A 17,206-nucleotide genomic window follows, 5' to 3' on the forward strand; every position below is an offset into this window, starting at 1 on the left:
CACGGGCCGAGGATAAGGGTCGAGAAATGACAAGCTATGTATTGACGGTTTCCTGCAAGTCCACCCGGGGCATTGTTGCCGCCATTTCGGGTTATCTGGCCGACGAAGGGTGCAACATCGTCGACAGCTCGCAGTTCGACGACCTCGACACCGGCAAATTTTTCATGCGCGTCAGCTTTATTTCCGAAGAGGGCATCAGCCGCGACAAGTTGCTCAAGGGCTTCGCGCCGATCGCCGAAAAATTCGCCATGACCTTCGAAATGCATGATTCGGCCCACCGCATGAAGGTGATGCTGATGGTCTCGCGCTTCGGTCACTGCCTCAACGACCTGCTCTACCGCTGGAAGATCGGCGCGCTGCCGATCGAGATCGTCGGCGTCGTGTCCAACCACTTCGACTACCAGAAAGTGGTCGTCAACCACGACATTCCGTTCCACCACATCCCGGTCACCAAGGCCAACAAGCCGCAAGCCGAAGCACGGATCATGGAAGTGGTCGAGCAGACCGGCACCGAACTGATCGTGCTGGCCCGCTACATGCAGATCCTCTCCGACAGCATGTGCCAGACCATGTCCGGCCGGATCATCAACATCCATCACTCCTTCCTGCCGAGCTTCAAGGGCGCCAACCCCTACAAGCAGGCCTATGAGCGCGGCGTGAAGCTGATCGGCGCTACCGCCCATTACGTCACTGCCGATCTCGATGAAGGCCCGATCATCGAGCAGGATCTCGCCCGCATCACCCATGCGCAGTCAGCCGAGGACTATGTCTCGATCGGCCGCGACGTGGAGAGCCAGGTGCTGGCCCGCGCCATCCACGCCCATATCCATCACCGCACCTTCATCAACGGCAACCGCACGGTCGTCTTCCCGGCCAGCCCAGGTTCCTACGCCTCCGAGCGCATGGGCTGACCCTTTCGGGCCATGGCTATACAGAGCGCCGGCCGCCGATCCGTGCGGCCGGGATGGACGCGCGCTATGCGTTTGATATTGTCGGCTGAATTATAAGTCTCCAAAGGAGAACAGCCATGCCCGACAGCACTCTGTTTGAGCGCACCGAACTCGCCCGGCCCGCCGTCTCCCCCGAGCAGGCTGCAGAGATCCTGAAAGAGCATTACGGGCTTGAGGGCAACATTGTCGAGCTCGGCAGCCAGCAGGACCGCAATTACCGCATCGATACCGGCGCCGCCCGCTTCGTCCTGAAGATCTGCCGCGCCGAATATGCAACGGTCGAGCTGGAGGCTCAGAACGCCGCCATGCGCCATCTGCGCGCCATCGACGGCATGGCCCGCGTGCCGGAACCGATCCAAGCCACAAACGGCGCCGATATCGTCGCGCTCGCGGTCGATGGCGAAAGCTACCAGGTCCGGCTGCTGTCCTATCTCGACGGCGAACCGCTGACCCGGCGCAAGCACCTGGCCGAGCCGACCGTTGCCGCCCTCGGCGATCTTGCCGGGCGCGTCGCACTTGGCCTCAAGGACTTTTCCCATGACGGGCTTGAGCGCGATCTGCAATGGGATCTGCGCCGCGCCGGCCCGGTGGCGCTGCGCCTGCTCGGCGCCGTGACCGACCGGCCGCTGCGCGACCAGATCGCCAAGGCGATGATCAGCGCCATGAAGCGGCTGCGACCCCTGACCCCTGACCTGACCGTGCAGGCCATCCATCAGGACATCACCGACGACAATGTCGTCAGCCGACCCGATCCGTATGGACGCCCCATCCCCGATGGCGTGATCGATTTTGGCGACGTCATCTCCAGCTGGCTGGTCGCCGACCTCGCCGTCACCTGCGCCTCGCTGCTGCATCATGCTGATCATGATCCGTTTTTCATCCTGCCGGCGGTGCGGGCTTTTCATGCCGTCAGCCCGCTGAATGCAAGCGAGCTGCGGGCGCTTTGGCCGCTGATCGTGGCGCGTGCCGGTGTGCTGGTCGCCAGCAGCGAGCAACAGCGCGCCATCGATCCGGACAATGGCTATGTGATCGACAACGCCGCCCACGAGAGAGAGATCTTCGAGGTCGCGACCTCGGTACCCTTCTCTTTGATGGAGACGGCGATCCTGCAGGCTGTGGGCGACACTGTCGACATCGCCGCCGGCCTGCCGGACATCGGCCGCCTTTTGCCCGATATCGACCCAGACAGGATTCGCCTGACAGACCTGTCGACCCGCAGCTTCGATTTCATCCAGGACGAATGGTCCGATCCGGAGATCGACTGGAAACTGCTGGCCCAGGTGGCAACCGACACCGGCGTGGCCACCACCCGCTACGGCGAGTATCGGCTGTCCTATACCAAGCCGCTCTCCGCCCGCGCGCCGGCCAACTTCGCGCTGCATATCGACGCCTGCCTGCCGGCCGAAACCCTGGCGGTGGCACCGTTCGACGGCGTGCTGCAGATCACCGAACAGCACATCATCCTCCAGGGGGAAAACCTGGCGCTGCACATCCATGGCCTGGACTGCCCGATCGACGATGGCATGGAGATCCAAAGGGGCCAGGACCTCGGCCGTATCGCCGGCGCACCGGGCACGATCGGCGGCCTGCGGCTGCAATTCTGCCGGGACGACGATCTCGTGCCGCCGCTGTTTGCCCGACCCGGCCATGCCGAAGCCTGGCACCATCTCTGCCCCTCGCCGTCGGCGCTGTTAGGGTCGAATATCGATGCGCCACCGCTTGAAAGCGATAGACTGCTTGACCGCCGGCACCGCAATTTCGCAGCACCGCAGAAAAACTATTATGCCCATCCGCCGCAGATCGAACGGGGCTGGAAGGAGCACCTGTTCGACACAACGGGCCGCGCCTATCTCGACATGGTCAACAACGTCACCATGGTCGGCCATGGCCATCCACGGCTGGCCCATGCCGCGGGCCACCAATGGTCGCTGCTCAACACCAATTCCCGCTTTCACTATGCCGCGGTGACCGAGTTTTCCGAACGACTTGCCAGCCTGGCGCCCGATGGCCTCGACACCGTTTTCCTGGTCAACAGCGGCTCGGAGGCCGTCGACCTGGCCATCCGGCTGGCCTGGGCCGCGTCCGGCGCCCGCAACATGCTGAGCCTCTTGGAGGCCTATCACGGCTGGACGGTCGCCAGCGACGCCGTCTCCACCTCCATTGCCGACAATCCGCGGGCTCTGGAGACCCGGCCGGATTGGGTTCATCCGGTTCTATCGCCCAATACCTATCGCGGCCAGTACCGCGGTGAAGGTTCGACGGATGGCTATGTCGACGCCGTTGCCTCCACTTTGGCCAAGATCGATGCAGCCGGATCGGGCCTTGCCGGCATCGTCTGCGAAAGCGTCTACGGCAATGCCGGCGGCATTCCCTTGCCGCCCGGCTACCTGCAACAGGTCTATGCCATGGTACGCGACCGCGGCGGGCTTTGTATCGCCGACGAAGTTCAAGTCGGCTATGGGCGGCTTGGCCATCATTTCTGGGGTTTCGAAACACAAGGCGTCGTGCCGGACATCATCACCATTGCCAAGGGCATGGGAAACGGCCAGCCGCTCGGTGCGGTGATCACCCGAAGGGAGATCGCCGAGGCCTTCGAGAAGGAGGGTTATTTCTTCTCCTCCTCCGGCGGCAGCCCTGTCAGCTGCGTGGTCGGCATGACCGTTCTCGACATTATGCGCGACGAAGGCCTGCAGGAAAACGCCCGCATCATCGGCGATCATCTGAAGGGCCGGCTGGAAGCGCTCGGGGAGCGTTTCCCCCTTGTCGGCGCAGTGCACGGCATGGGGCTTTATCTCGGTCTGGAATTCGTCCGCGATCGCGACACGCTGGAGCCGGCAACGACCGAGACGGCCGCCATCTGCGACCGCCTGCTCGATCTCGGCGTCATCATGCAGCCGACCGGCGACCATCTGAACGTGCTGAAGATCAAGCCGCCGCTCTGCCTTGCCAAGGAAAGCGCCGACTTCTTTGCCGACATGCTGGAAAAGGTTCTCGCGGAAGGCTGGTAGGTGCGGACGCCTAAAACGCCGTAAACGTCATCGTCGTCAGCGAGCGGGCGATGCCGGGGATCGAGGCGATCTTCTCGTTGACGAACTTGCCGACATCCTCGTCTTCGGTCAGGTAGACCTTCATCAGCAGGTCGTATTCGCCGCTGGTCGAATAGAGTTCGGAGACGATCTCCGCCTTGTAAATGGCGTCTGCGACCTCGTAGGTCTTGCCCGGGGCGCATTGCAGCTGGACGAATATCGGCTTCATGAGACAATCCTGCGTCGGTCGATGAGAGTGTGCCGCAAGGCTATGGCCGCGACCGGTGTTCGGCAAATCGCCGGCACTATCCTCCAAATGCCCCTAGGCTTGCAAGCGGTGCGCCGGCAATTTATGGCAGCCGCTGTCCGTGGCCGCCTGCGCCTCGGCCGCGATCCATTCGCGAAAGGCGGCCAGCGGCGGATAGCTGGCCCGCTCCTTGGGGAAGGCCAGATAATAGCGCGCGCTGCTCTCGATCTCCCGGTCGATCGCTGCGACCAGTTCGCCGCGCTGCAGCTCCTCCTGGATCAGGAACACCGGCAAAAGCGCGACGCCAAGGCCGGCTTTGGCCGCCTGGGCAGCGGTCGCGAACTGATCGAACAGCATGCCGCTGACCGTCTCGAACGGCACGTCGTTCAGCGTCAGCCATTTTTCCCAGGCATCCGGCCGCGTCATCAGATGCAGAAGCGGCACCTTCAGCATGTCCTTCGGCTCGGCGAGGATATGACTTTCCTTGAAGGCCGGACTGCAGGCGGGAATGGTGGTCTCGTTCATCAAAAGCGTCAACTCGCCGCCCGGCCAGGACGGTTGCCCGAAATGGATCGCCGCATCGATCGTATCGAGCCGGAAATCGAATGGCACCAGGCGCGTCACCAGATTGATGGTGATACCCGGATTGGCTTTGAGGAAATTGCCGAGCCGCGGCGCCAGCCAGCGCGCCCCGAAGGTCGGCAGGATGGCGAGATTGAGCGTGCCGCCATGCGGATTGGCCCGCAGGTTGAGCGAAGCGCTGGAAATCCGCCTCAGCGCCTCGCGAATTTCGCGGGCATAGCCGTCGCCGGCAACGGTCAAACGAATGGTCTGGCGCTCACGCAGGAACAACTCGACGCCGAGCTGATCCTCCAGCGCCTTGATCTGCCGGCTGACCGCACTCTGGGTCAGATCCAGCTCGCGGGCCGCCGCTGTTACGCTTCCGGTGCGGGCCGCCGCCTCGAAAGCGGCGAGCAGTGACAGGGAGGGAAGGAAACGGCGGGCCTGCAGCATGGGGATATTATGCCTTGATGGAATGAACTCTTGAGAAATTATCGTTATATCTCAAAAAAATCCTCACCTAATTATGGCCGACTGTATATTTTGGAATGACACCGGGCAAACGGGCGGCACAGCGCGACGGCAAGACATCTGCCGTTTCTTCCGCCGCCCCGTCCAGACATTCCCTTTCCCGGCGCGCCACCCCGTGCACCGCAGAGCCGATGGAGAAGCCCCATGCTGAACGATCCCCGCTCCCACGGCCTTTGGGAAAAGACGGCGCCTCAGCCTCCGGCAACGGTGCCGCTTGCCGGCGATGCCAAGGCGGATGTGGTGATTGTCGGCGGCGGCTATACCGGCATTTCGGCAGCGCTGCATCTGGCCAGCGCCGGCAGTCGCGTCATTCTGCTGGAAGCCAAGGAGATCGGCTTTGGCGGCGCCGGCCGCAATGTCGGCCTGATCAATGCCGGCATGTGGGTCATGCCCGACGATCTGCCGGGCGAACTCGGTCCGGTACATGGCGAAAGACTGCTCGATTTGCTCGGCAACGGGCCTGGTGTGGTCATGGACCTCATCGAGACCCATGAGATTGCCTGCGAGCTGCAGAAAGCCGGCACCCTGCATTGCGCGGTGGGCCCTGCCGGGCTCAAGGAAATCGAGGACCGCGCCGCCCAGTGGCAGAAGCGCGGCGCACCGGTTGAAGTCCTGTCCGCCGCCGAGACCGCATCGCGTATCGGCACCGAGGGCTATCGCGGCGCGCTGCTCGACCGGCGGGCCGGCACCCTGCAGCCGCTCGCCTATGTACGCGGCCTCGCCCATGCCGCCGTCAAGGCCGGCGCCATCCTGCATACCGGAAGCGAGGTGACCGCGACCGAGCGCCAGGGCACCGGCTGGCGGGTCACGACCGATCGCGGCAGCGTATCCGCCGACTGGATCGTGGTTGCCACGGATGCCTACAGCACCGGCCCCTGGGAGCAGGTTCGCACCGAACAGGTCCACCTGCCCTATTTCAATCTTGCGACCAGACCGCTCGGCGACAACCTTCGCCGCACCATCCTGCCCGGCAACGAAGGCTGCTGGGACACCAAGGAAGTGCTCTCCTCCTTCCGCATGGACCAGGCCGGCCGGCTGGTGTTCGGCAGTGTCGGCGCGCTTCGCGGCACCGGCACGGGCATTCACAAGGCCTGGGCCCGCCGCAGTCTGAAGCACCTCTTCCCGCAACTCGGCGACGTCGAGTTCGAAAGCGAGTGGTATGGCCAGATCGGCATGACGACCAATGCCCTGCCGCGCTTCCATAAATTCGCAGCCAATGTCGTCGGCTTTTCCGGCTATAACGGTCGCGGCATTGCGCCGGGAACCGTGTTCGGCAAGGTTCTGGCCAGACATATCCTCGGCGAACTGCCGGAAAGCGAACTGCCGCTGCCGCTTACCGATCCGCGCGATCCACCCTTCCGTACCCTCAAGGAGACATGGTACGAAGCCGGCGCGCAGCTTGCCCATTTTGCCGGAGCCCGCGCCTGACCGTGAAGGCGAATGGGGCGACCGGCCCGACCTGCAACGAGATGACACGTCCAAAGAAGGAAACACCCATGAGCCTTGCTCCACTCGATCTCGCCGCTGATGTGCGCGCCATTATGGCCGATCTCGGCGTTTCCGCCGACCAGCTTACCGGCGGCACGCTGGCCGTCCAGTCGCCGATCAGCGGCACGGCCTTGGCGCAGGTCAGGGAAATCGACGCTGCAGCCACCGCTGCCGCCATCGAATCCTCCCACCAGGCCTTCCAGGAATGGCGTCTGGTTCCCGGCCCCAAGCGCGGTGAACTGATCCGCCTGCTGGGTGAGGAACTGCGCACGGCCAAGCAGGCGCTCGGCCGCCTGGTATCGATCGAAGTCGGCAAGATCGTTTCCGAAGGCCTCGGCGAAGTGCAGGAAATGATCGACATCTGCGATTTCGCGGTCGGCCTGTCCCGCCAGCTCTACGGCCTGACGATCGCCACCGAGCGCTCGGAACACCGGATGATGGAAACCTGGCATCCGCTCGGCGCCGTCGGCATCATCTCGGCCTTCAATTTCCCGGTCGCCGTCTGGTCCTGGAATGCCGCACTGGCGCTGGTCTGCGGCAACTCGATCGTCTGGAAGCCATCGGAAAAGACGCCCCTGACGGCGATCGCCACCCACGCGATCTTCGAAAAGGCCCTGAAGCGCTTCGTCGCCGAAGGCGGCACGGCTCCGGCCAATCTCTCGACCCTGCTGATCGGCGGACGCGAGATCGGCGAGGTGATGGTCGACCATCAAAAAATCGCCCTCGTCTCGGCCACCGGCTCGACGGCCATGGGCCGCAAGGTCGGCCCGCGGCTCGCCGCCCGCTTTGCCCGCTCGATCCTCGAACTCGGCGGCAACAATGCAGCCATCGTGGCCCCGACCGCCGATCTCGACCTGACGCTGCGCGGCGTCGCCTTTGCAGCCATGGGCACGGCAGGCCAGCGCTGCACGTCGCTGCGCCGCCTGTTCGTGCATGAAAGCGTCTATGACAAGCTCGTGCCCCGCCTGATCCAAGCCTATGGCTCGGTCTCCGTCGGCAATCCGCTCGAAAGCACGACGCTGGTCGGCCCGCTGATCGACAAGGCCTCGTTCGAGCGCATGCAGACCGCCCTTGACGCCGCCAAGGCGGCCGGTGGCAAGGTCTCCGGTGGCGAGCGGCTGCTGCAGAACGAAGCGGCAGACGCCTATTATGTCCGGCCGGCCATTGTCGAAATGCCGGAACAATCCGGCCCGATGAAGGACGAGACGTTCGCGCCGATCCTCTATGTCGTCAAATATGCCGAATTCGACGACGCGCTGGAGATGAACAACGACGTGCCGCAGGGCCTGTCGTCATCGATCTTCACCAACAACATGCAGGAGGCCGAGACCTTCACCTCGGCGCGCGGTTCCGATTGCGGCATTGCCAATGTCAATATCGGCCCGTCGGGTGCCGAAATCGGCGGCGCCTTCGGTGGCGAGAAGGAAACCGGCGGCGGACGCGAGTCCGGCTCGGATGCGTGGAGGGCCTATATGCGCCGCGCCACCAACACCATCAACTACGGCAAGACCCTGCCGCTCGCCCAGGGCGTCAAGTTCGACGTCGGCTGATCGCATCTGCCAAAGCCAAGCATTCAAAGCCGCGTTGCGCCTGAAAAGGCCGGCGCGGCTTTTTTCATGGTCAGACGCGGCATGATGGCACCCATCCTAAGGTCGGCTGGTCTTGGCCGGCGAAATCGGCCAAGGTGCAGGCACGACGACCACAGCACGCCTGAGGCACGCATGGACATACAGGACCAAACGGCCGCCATCGCCTTCCTGAGCGACGCAAAAAGCTATGGGCAGACGGGCAAGGTCAAGATCATCGAGACCCATATCTCGCTGGTCTTCCTCATCGAGGCCCGCGCCTTCAAGCTGAAACGCGCCGTCAAGCTGCCCTATGTGGACTTCTCGACCTATGACCTGCGCCTGGCCTTCTGCGAACGCGAGATCGAACTCAATCGCCGCGCCGCGCCCGATCTCTATCTCGGCGTCCGCCGCATCACCCGCGAGGCCGATGGTCGGCTGGCCTTCGACGGATCCGGCGAACCGGTCGATGCCGTGGTGGAAATGGAGCGGTTCCGCCAGCATAACCTGTTCGATCGCATGGCGACCGAAGGCAAGCTCACCAAGCCGTTGATGGAGGAAACGGCGGTGATGATCACCGAATTTCATGCCAAAGCGCCCGTCATGCATGGCGTGAGCGGATCGGCCAACATGGCCGGCGTTCTCGACATCAACGAAGGCGGCTTTGCCACCAGTGAGGTCTTTGCCAAACCGGATGTGACGGCCCTCACCGCAGCGTTCCGGCAGGCCTGGACGACCCATGTCGAGGCCATGGACAGCCGCGAGACCGCGGGCAAGGTGCGCCTCTGCCATGGCGATCTGCATCTGCGCAATATCTACATGACGGCGTCGGGTCCACGTCTGTTCGACTGCATCGACTTCAATGACCAGATCGCCACGATCGACACCCTCTATGACCTGGCTTTCCTGCTGATGGATCTCTGGCATCGCGGCTTTCCGCAATTTGCCAACACGGTCGTCAACCGCTACCTCGATGTCACCGGCGACGACGATGGCTTTACCCTTCTGCCCTTCTTCATGGCCGTCAGAGCCGCCGTGCGCGCCCATGTCACCGGAACCCAGATCGCCGAAATCGGCGACGGCTCCGGCGACCTGACGGCCAGCGCCACCTCCTATTTCGACTTCGCGCGGGAGCTATTGAAGCCCGCAAAGCCGCGCCTGGTGGTGATCGGCGGCTTCAGCGGTTCGGGAAAATCGACATTGGCCGAGGCCCTGGCACCCCATATCGGCGGCCCGCCCGGAGCCCGGATGCTGGAAAGCGACCGCATCCGCAAGGCGATGTTCGACCGGCCGCCAAGCGAACCGCTACCGCCGGAGGCCTATGCGCCTGACGTCTCGGCCAAAGTCTACGATAGCCTGTGCCGCAAGGCCGACAGCATCCTGGCCCGCAACGGCACGGTGATCGTCAACGCCGTGTTCGACCGTGCAGCAGACCGCGCCGCCATGGAAGCGGTTGCCAAAAACCTCGGCGTGCCGTTTACCGGGATCTGGCTGGAAGCCGATGCGGGCGTGCTCAAGGGCCGCGTCATCGCCCGGCCGAAAGGACCGTCCGACGCGACGCCCGAGATTCTGGAACGGCAGCTGGCAAAATCGACCGGCCCCATAGACTGGCACCACATCTCGGCGGCCGGAACGCCGCTCGAAGTGTTTCTGCGAACAAAACAGCTTCTGGCAAGCCTCTAGCGGATGTTGAACTTCACCGGCGCCGTGATGGTCTTGTTGGCACCCGGCGGCGGTGCCGGAACCGGCGAGGCGCGCTGCACCATTTCGATGACCGCCCGGTCGAGCGACGCATAGCCCGAGGAACGCGACAGCGACACCGACAGCACATTGCCGGAATCGTCGATGCTGAACCGCACATAGGCGGTGCCCTGTTCCTTGTTGGCCTTGGCTTCGCTCGGATAACGTTTGCGGCGCTCCAGATGCGACATCAGCCGCGACTGCCAGCGCGCCGGAGACACCGACGACTGGGCGGCACCGGTGCTGTTCTGCGCGGCGGCTGTCCGGTCGGACTGCTGCACCTGCGCCTTGGCCTGCTTGGCTGCCTTCGATGCCGGCGGCGGCGGGGTGACAGTCTTCTTCTTCGGTGGCTGCTTTTCGGCAACCTCCTCTTTCTTCGTTTCCGGCGGTGGTGGTGGTGGACGCAGGATCGGCAAAGGCACCTCGACATTTTCGAGTTCGGCCTTCATCATTTCCTCGATCGGGTCCACCTCTTCCACCGGTTCCGGCAGCGGTTCGGGAGGCATGGGCTCGACCACTTCGGGAGGCGTCGGCTCCGGTTCCGGGATGGGCTCCGGCTCGACAACCGGCTCGGGCATGGGCTCCGGCGGCGGCTCGACGATCGGCTCCGGCAATGGCTCGGTGGTTGCCGTCTTGATTTCCTCGGCATCGACCTCGTCGGGGACGATCTGGTCTTCTTCCGTGTTCACCGCCACCGGTTCCGGCGCCATCTCGATCATGATCGCAGCGGGCGGCGCCTCGGCGGCGGCCATTTCGGCCGGCTGCTGCAGCATCAGCGCCACGGCTCCCGCATGGGCGGCGAATACAAAAATGCCGGCACTCGACCACAGGGCCAGTTCGGCAAGGGAAAACCGACGCTGCACCGGAGGGACAGTCATGGTTGCTGGCCCTCAGGCGCCGGCGATGCTCCGTCCGGGGGAGACGCGATCGGCTGCGGCAAGGTTTCCAGACCGACCAGCGCGATCTTCAGATAGCCGGCATCGCGCAGCAGGTTCATGATTTCCATGAACTGGCCATAGTCGACCGCCTTGTCGGCACGAAGAAAGATGCGGGTGTCCTTCTTGCCCTCGGTCATCCGGTCGAGATCGGCCGCCAGCGCCTCGCGCGCCACCGGATTGTTGCCGAGATTGAGCGTCAGGTCATCCTTCAACGTCACATAGACCGGTTCGGGAGGACGTTCCGCCGGCGTCGATGTGGAGGCTGGCAGGTCGACATTGACATCGACGGTGGCGAGCGGCGCCGCCACCATGAAGATGATCAGCAGAACCAGCATGACGTCGATGAACGGCGTCACGTTGATTTCGTGGTTCTCGACCAGATCGTCGCCGGCCCCTTCGCGAATACCGCCTCCCATGGCCTTACTCCGTCACAAGCTTGATTTTCGCCGTCCGGTTTTCGGTCGGCACCTTGCGGAAGTCGAGATCGCGGCTCACCAACCGCTCGACGCCAGCTCCGGCATCGGCCAGCATCTGGCGGTATCCGGTCACCGAACGGGCAAAGACGTTGTAGATCACCACCGCTGGAATGGCCGCAACCAGACCGATTGCCGTTGCCAGCAGCGCTTCCGCGATGCCGGGCGCCACGACCGCCAGATTGGTCGTCTGGGATTCCGAAATGCCGATGAACGAATTCATGATGCCCCAGACCGTGCCGAACAGCCCGACGAAAGGTGCGGTCGAACCGATGGTCGCCAGAATGCCCGTGCCGTTCGCCATATGCCGGCCGGCCTGCACCTCGATCCGCGACAGCGCCGAACCGACCCGCTCCTTGACGCCCTCGCCGCCGGCATGGTCGATTGCCTGGTCGGAAAACTGCAGTTCCTGGCTTGCCGTGGCGAGCATCAGCGCCACGACGCCGCGGCGTCGACCCATGGCAGTCACGGCATTGCCCAGCGTCTTGGCATTGCGCACGGTCTTCAGGCCTCGCTGCGCCCGCGCCTTGGCACCGGCCATTTGCAAGGTCTTGGCAATCAGAATTGTCCAGGTCAGGAAAGACGCAAAGGCAAGCGCGATCATCACCGACTTCACCACCCAGTCCGCGGCCAGGAACATGCCGATCGGCGACAGATCATGCGGAAGATCGGAGCGCGGGATCTCGATGAGGTCGCTGAATATGCCGCCGGCCGGTTCGGCAGGGGCGGCTTCAGGCGCAGGGGCCTGCGGATCGGAAGATGGGGCAACGTCGGAGGTTGCCGGTGCCGTTTGCGGGCTCGCAGGCACGACCTGGACAGTATCCTGGGTGGGAGCGGGTTGCGCGGCGGGCGGTACAGGGGCTGCCGGAACGTCAGCCGGCGCCGCGGTTTCGGTCGGCGCCACAGCAACCGGCCGGGACGTCGTCGGCGCAGCAGCGGCAGGCGCTTCACTTGCCGCCGGGACAGGAGCCGGCACGACCGCAGTGGGAGCGCTAGGCACGGCCGCCGCCGGAGCGGTTTCCTGGGCGAGGGCAAAGCCGCTATTGTCGATCGCAGCACTCAAGAGCAAGGCCAACATCGCTGCCGTGGCGAGGGACACTTGGGGGCGAAAGATCATGGCGATTTCCTTCTCGAAACGTCGATTTTATCTGGTCCGCATCGGCCCCGCAGCCAGAACAATGGCGCGATAAATCGCAAACCCGTCTCTTCCGATAATAAACTTGAGTTTCGTTTACAAGTAATAAGTTGCCGCGCAACGAGAATCATCCCGGTGTTTTCCCGCCCTGACGACAGACCCACTCGGCGAGCCGCGATAGCGACCGTTCTTTGATTTCTATCAAAGCATCCCGTGCTCATTCCCCTAAGCTCAACTCAGCCGGGTGGCCAGACTGATGGTCGCGCTAAAACAAGACCACCCGCAAGGGAGAGTGGATATGACGGCAGCATCGCAATCCATCGCATGGTTCGAAACCCTTGGTCGCCAGGATGTGGCCAAGGTCGGGGGCAAGAATGCCTCGCTGGGCGAAATGGTCCAGACGCTGGAGCCCAAGGGAATCCATGTGCCACCCGGCTTTGCCACGACCGCCGATGCCTATTGGCGCTATGTCGAGGCCAACGATCTTGAGACGCGCATGACGGACCTCTTGGCCGAATGGGAAGCTGGCAAGGCGACACTCGCCGAAACCGGCAAGGCGATCCGCGCCATTTTCCTCAAAGGCGACTGGCCGGCCGAGATGTCTGCCGCGATCCTGGATGCCTATCGCGAATTGTCGCGCCGGGCCGGTGTCGCCGAGGTAGAAGTCGCCGTCCGCTCCAGCGCCACGGCCGAGGACCTGCCGGACGCAAGCTTTGCCGGCCAGCAGGAAACCTTCCTGAATATCAAGGGCGATGCCGCCCTGATCGATGCCTGCCGGCGCTGCTATGCATCGCTCTTCACCGACCGGGCGATCAGCTATCGCAAGACCAAAGGTTTTGACCACATGAAGGTCGCCCTGTCGATCGGCGTCCAGCAGATGGTCCGCTCCGATCTCGGCGGATCCGGCGTGATGTTTTCGATCGACACCGAAACCGGCTTCGACAAGGTCGTGCTGATCAATGCAGCCTGGGGCCTCGGTGAGAATGTCGTGCAGGGCACGGTCGATCCCGACGAGTACCAGGTCTTCAAGCCCCTGCTCGACAAGCCTGACCTTGTGCCGATCATCGAAAAGAAACGCGGCGCCAAGGAGATCAAGATGATCTACGCCGTCGGCGAGACCCCGACCCGCAACGTGCCGACCTCCAAGGTCGAACGGGCTGCCTATGTGCTCAGCGATCCTGAAATCGTCACCCTCGCCCGCTGGGCCGCGACGATCGAAGCCCATTACGGCTGCCCGATGGACATGGAATGGGCCCGCGACGGCCGCACCGGTGCGATGTATATCGTCCAGGCGAGGCCGGAAACGGTGCAGGCGCGCCGCGGCGCCGGCGCCTTCAAGACCTATGCGATCCACAACAAGGGCAAGATGCTGGTCAAGGGCCTGTCGATCGGCGACGCCGTGGCGACCGGCCAGGTCTGCCTGATCGAAAATGCCCGGGATATCGGCTCGTTCATCGACGGCTCCATCCTGGTGACCCAGACCACCGACCCCGATTGGGTGCCGATCATGAAGCGCGCTGCGGCCATCGTCACGGATCACGGCGGGCGAACATCCCATGCCGCCATCGTCAGTCGCGAACTGGGCCTGCCGGCCATTGTCGGCGCCGGCCATGCGACGGAAATCCTGCATTCCGGCCAGGACGTGACCATCTCCTGCGCGGAAGGCGACGAGGGCTTCGTCTACGACGGCATTGCCGACGTCACGGTCGAGGAGCTTGACGTGACCAACCTGCCAACGACCGAGACCCAGGTGATGCTCAACCTGGCCAATCCGGGCTCGGCTTTCCGCTGGTGGCGCCTGCCGGCCGACGGCATCGGACTGGCGCGCATGGAATTCGTCGTCAGCAATGCCATCCGGGTTCATCCGATGGCGCTCGTGCATTTCGAGACCTTGAAGGACGACAAGGCCAAGCAGGAGATCGCCGCGCTGACGGCCGGCTATACCAGCAAGCCGGATTATTTCGTCGACAAGCTGTCGCTCGGCCTCGGCCGGCTGGCCGCCGCGGTTTATCCAAAACCCGCCATCGTGCGCATGAGCGATTTCAAGACCAATGAATATGCCGGTCTGATCGGCGGAGCGGAATTCGAACCCGCCGAGGAAAACCCGATGATCGGCTTTCGCGGCGCCTCGCGCTATTATTCGCCACGCTACCGCGAAGGTTTTGCGCTGGAGTGCCGGGCCATCAAGCGGCTGCGTGACGAGATGGGCTTTAGCAATGTCGTGGTGATGATCCCCTTCTGCCGTTCGGTCGGCGAGGCCGACAAGGTTCTGGCTGTCATGGCGGAGAATGGTCTGACCCGTGGCGAAAACGGCCTGCAAGTCTATGTGATGTGCGAGATCCCGTCGAATGTCATTCTGGCCGCCAAGTTTGCCGATCGTTTCGACGGCTTCTCGATCGGCTCGAACGACCTGACCCAGCTGACGCTCGGCGTCGACCGGGACTCCGGCGAACTGGCAGACCTGTTCGACGAGCAGGACGAAGCGGTGAAATGGATGATCGAGAAAGTGATCACCGAGGCACGCAAGGCAGGCGCCAAGATCGGCCTCTGCGGCCAGGCACCCAGCGACCACCCGGAATTCGCAGAATTCCTCGTGCAATGCGGCATCAACTCGATGTCGGTGAGCCCGGACAGCTTCATCAACGTGAAGCAGAAGGTCGCGGAGGCGGAGAAGGCAGGCGTCAGGAAGCCGGCATAACCTGGGGCCGTTCAGTGGCGCGGGACGCCTCATAGAGGGTCATGACATCAGCGCGTCGGCACAGTTCCGTACCCGAGGTCATCACGGTTGCCGCACCGGTCGCCACGCCGAAGCGAAAGGCCTCGGCCATATCGTGGCCCTCGGCCAGCGACCACACCATGCCGGCGACGAAACTGTCGCCGGCGCCAACGGCCGACTGGACCGGCACGTCAATGGCCGGCATCCGTATGACCCCATCGGCGTTCACCAGCATGGCGCCGTCCGCGCCGAGCGTTACGGCCACGTTCTGCGCAGCACCGCTGGCAACGATCTCCGACGCCGTGGCAATCAGACCGTCCGTGTCGAGCTTTCGGCCGGCAAAACTCTCCAGCTCGCCGCTGCTGGGCTTCATCAGGAACACCCGCGAACGGGTCAGCGTCTCGTGCAACGCCTCGCCCGATGTATCGATCACGAAGCGGGCACCCTTTCGGGCGGCAATGTCGGCCATGCGGGCATAGGTATCGGTCGGCAAGCCGCGCGGTAGGCTGCCGCTGGCCACCACATAATCCGCATCGCTGGTTTCCAGCAGATCGAACACCGGTTGCACCTCGGCCTCGGAGACCAGCGGTCCTTCCGGCACGAAGCGATATTCGAAATTGGTCGTTTCTTCGTGCACCATGAAGGCAATGCGCACGGCGTCGTGCATCTTGAAGACATGCTGCTGGCCCCGCAGCGTCGACAGCATGCTTTCCAGAAGAAGGCCGCTGGCGCCGCCGGACAGGTAGACCAGATCCGATTGTCCTCCCAGTTCAGCAATCACACGCGCCACATTGATCCCGCCGCCGCCTGGAAACTGCCGCTGGTTATGTGTCCGGGTCTTGTGGGTGTGCACGACCTTCACCGCATCCGTGGAGATATCGATGGCCGGATTGAGGGCAAGGGCGAGAATTTTGATCATGACACATAGCTAGCGCCTTATTGTGACAATGAAAAGATAACTGCGGTCCTAAGATCCGTGGCGGGTTCTGTTTCGCGGGCATAGCGGTACCGGAGCAACGGATCGCCAGCGCGTTTGGTGCTCTGTCAATCAGATGAAGGGTCGCTTGACGATGGCGCCCGGGTGCCAGTCGGCAATATCCTGCAGACCCTCGGCATTGAGAACTTCGCAACCGCGGTCGAGCCACCGCACGAGGTTTTTGGCGGCCAGCTTGCGCAACGTCTTGTTGGTGTGAACGATCGACAGTCCAAGGGTGTCGGCAATATGCGCCTGGGTCAGCGGCAACTGGCGCCTGTTGCCGCTGAGCAGCCCAACGGCCTTTCCCCGGTCGAAGAGGAAGGCCAGCAGGTAGGCTGCCCGCTCCAGGGCCGTCCTGCGTCCGACACTCAGCAGGTGCTCATCGAGAATCGACTCTTCCCGCGATGCGATCCAGGTCAGGTCATAGCCGAGCCCGGCATGTTTCTGGAAAAGCGAGAACAGGTGTTCGCGCTCGAAGACGCACAACGTCATCGGCGTCAAGGCCTCGACCGAATGGGCCATTTCATCGAAGACCGCCCCCTGCAGGCCGATCATGTCGCCTGGGACAATATAGTTGAGGATCTGCCTTCGACCATCCTCGAGGATCTTGTAGCGAAAGCCCCAGCCCTCCAGCACTGTGTAGAGATGCGCGCTGTGGCTGCCTTCGACCAAGATTGTCGTACCGGCATCGGCGTGAAACTCGCCCTTGCGGAACCGCCGGACGAATTCGAGTTCCGGCGCCGTGAACTCACGAAAATGTTCGTTTTTTCGCAAAGGACAGTCAAGACATGCCGTATGAATACCGTTCTTCCGTCGTTCCGCCGCCATGATGTCCCCTGTGCATTTCTTCTTGAAATACC

General features: G+C 63.3%; 13 protein-coding genes. 6 read left to right on the forward strand and 7 right to left on the reverse strand.

Features of this window, described 5'->3' with window-relative positions; all coding sequences use genetic code 11:
- Window positions 1-26 precede the first annotated feature (26 nt).
- Window positions 27-911, forward strand: a complete 885-nt coding sequence (purU, locus tag HGO38_RS21060; protein WP_250957869.1) for a formyltetrahydrofolate deformylase — start codon at window positions 27-29, stop codon at window positions 909-911.
- A 116-nt stretch (window positions 912-1,027) separates the two neighbouring features.
- Window positions 1,028-3,958 carry an aminotransferase gene (locus HGO38_RS21065; RefSeq protein ID WP_250957870.1) on the forward strand — a complete coding sequence of 977 codons (2,931 nt, stop codon included), beginning with the start codon at window positions 1,028-1,030 and terminating at the stop codon, window positions 3,956-3,958.
- A 10-nt stretch (window positions 3,959-3,968) separates the two neighbouring features.
- On the opposite strand, the gene HGO38_RS21070 is transcribed toward HGO38_RS21065, so the two are convergent.
- Entirely contained in the window at window positions 3,969-4,205 is a 237-nt protein-coding gene (locus HGO38_RS21070; protein ID WP_250957871.1) for an Lrp/AsnC ligand binding domain-containing protein, read from the reverse strand.
- Window positions 4,206-4,298: 93 nt separating this feature from the next.
- Window positions 4,299-5,237, reverse strand: coding sequence for a LysR family transcriptional regulator (locus tag HGO38_RS21075; protein WP_284739503.1), 939 nt, complete (start codon window positions 5,235-5,237; stop codon window positions 4,299-4,301).
- A gap of 222 nt (window positions 5,238-5,459) precedes the next feature.
- On the opposite strand from HGO38_RS21075, the gene HGO38_RS21080 reads away from it, so the two are divergent.
- From HGO38_RS21080 to HGO38_RS21090, 3 genes are all read left to right on the forward strand, one after another.
- Entirely contained in the window at window positions 5,460-6,743 is a 1,284-nt protein-coding gene (locus HGO38_RS21080; protein ID WP_250957872.1) for an NAD(P)/FAD-dependent oxidoreductase, read from the forward strand.
- Window positions 6,744-6,811: 68 nt separating this feature from the next.
- Window positions 6,812-8,353, forward strand: a complete 1,542-nt coding sequence (amaB, locus tag HGO38_RS21085; RefSeq protein WP_250957873.1) for an L-piperidine-6-carboxylate dehydrogenase — start codon at window positions 6,812-6,814, stop codon at window positions 8,351-8,353.
- A gap of 171 nt (window positions 8,354-8,524) precedes the next feature.
- Window positions 8,525-10,051, forward strand: coding sequence for a bifunctional aminoglycoside phosphotransferase/ATP-binding protein (locus HGO38_RS21090; protein ID WP_250957874.1), 1,527 nt, complete (start codon window positions 8,525-8,527; stop codon window positions 10,049-10,051).
- Here the strand turns inward: HGO38_RS21090 and HGO38_RS21095 are convergent.
- The 3 genes from HGO38_RS21095 to exbB are packed head-to-tail and all read right to left on the reverse strand — an operon-like array spanning window position 10,048 to window position 12,636.
- Window positions 10,048-10,986 carry an energy transducer TonB gene (locus HGO38_RS21095; RefSeq protein ID WP_250957875.1) on the reverse strand — a complete coding sequence of 313 codons (939 nt, stop codon included), beginning with the start codon at window positions 10,984-10,986 and terminating at the stop codon, window positions 10,048-10,050. The two genes, HGO38_RS21090 and HGO38_RS21095, sit on opposite strands and share 4 nt — an antisense overlap.
- Window positions 10,983-11,462 carry a TonB system transport protein ExbD gene (exbD, locus tag HGO38_RS21100; protein ID WP_250957876.1) on the reverse strand — a complete coding sequence of 160 codons (480 nt, stop codon included), beginning with the start codon at window positions 11,460-11,462 and terminating at the stop codon, window positions 10,983-10,985. The genes HGO38_RS21095 and exbD overlap by 4 nt, the downstream gene beginning before the upstream one ends.
- Before the next feature lie 4 nt (window positions 11,463-11,466).
- On the reverse strand, window positions 11,467-12,636 hold the full coding sequence (exbB, locus tag HGO38_RS21105; protein ID WP_250957877.1) for a tonB-system energizer ExbB: 1,170 nt from the start codon (window positions 12,634-12,636) through the stop codon (window positions 11,467-11,469).
- A gap of 316 nt (window positions 12,637-12,952) precedes the next feature.
- Between exbB and ppsA the strand changes: the two genes are divergently transcribed.
- A complete protein-coding gene (gene ppsA, locus HGO38_RS21110; RefSeq protein ID WP_250957878.1) occupies window positions 12,953-15,352 on the forward strand; it encodes a phosphoenolpyruvate synthase in 2,400 nt (799 codons plus the stop codon).
- Here the strand turns inward: ppsA and HGO38_RS21115 are convergent.
- Window positions 15,336-16,289 (reverse strand): 1-phosphofructokinase family hexose kinase, encoded by a 954-nt coding sequence (locus tag HGO38_RS21115; protein WP_250957879.1) that lies wholly within the window; start codon window positions 16,287-16,289, stop codon window positions 15,336-15,338. The two genes, ppsA and HGO38_RS21115, sit on opposite strands and share 17 nt — an antisense overlap.
- A 129-nt stretch (window positions 16,290-16,418) precedes the next feature.
- Window positions 16,419-17,174: a Crp/Fnr family transcriptional regulator gene (locus HGO38_RS21120; protein ID WP_250957880.1), complete on the reverse strand. Its 756-nt coding sequence runs from the start codon at window positions 17,172-17,174 to the stop codon at window positions 16,419-16,421.
- Window positions 17,175-17,206 lie beyond the last annotated feature (32 nt).

This window comes from Rhizobium sp. CG5 (assembly GCF_023701945.1).
GTDB lineage: Bacteria > Pseudomonadota > Alphaproteobacteria > Rhizobiales > Rhizobiaceae > Allorhizobium.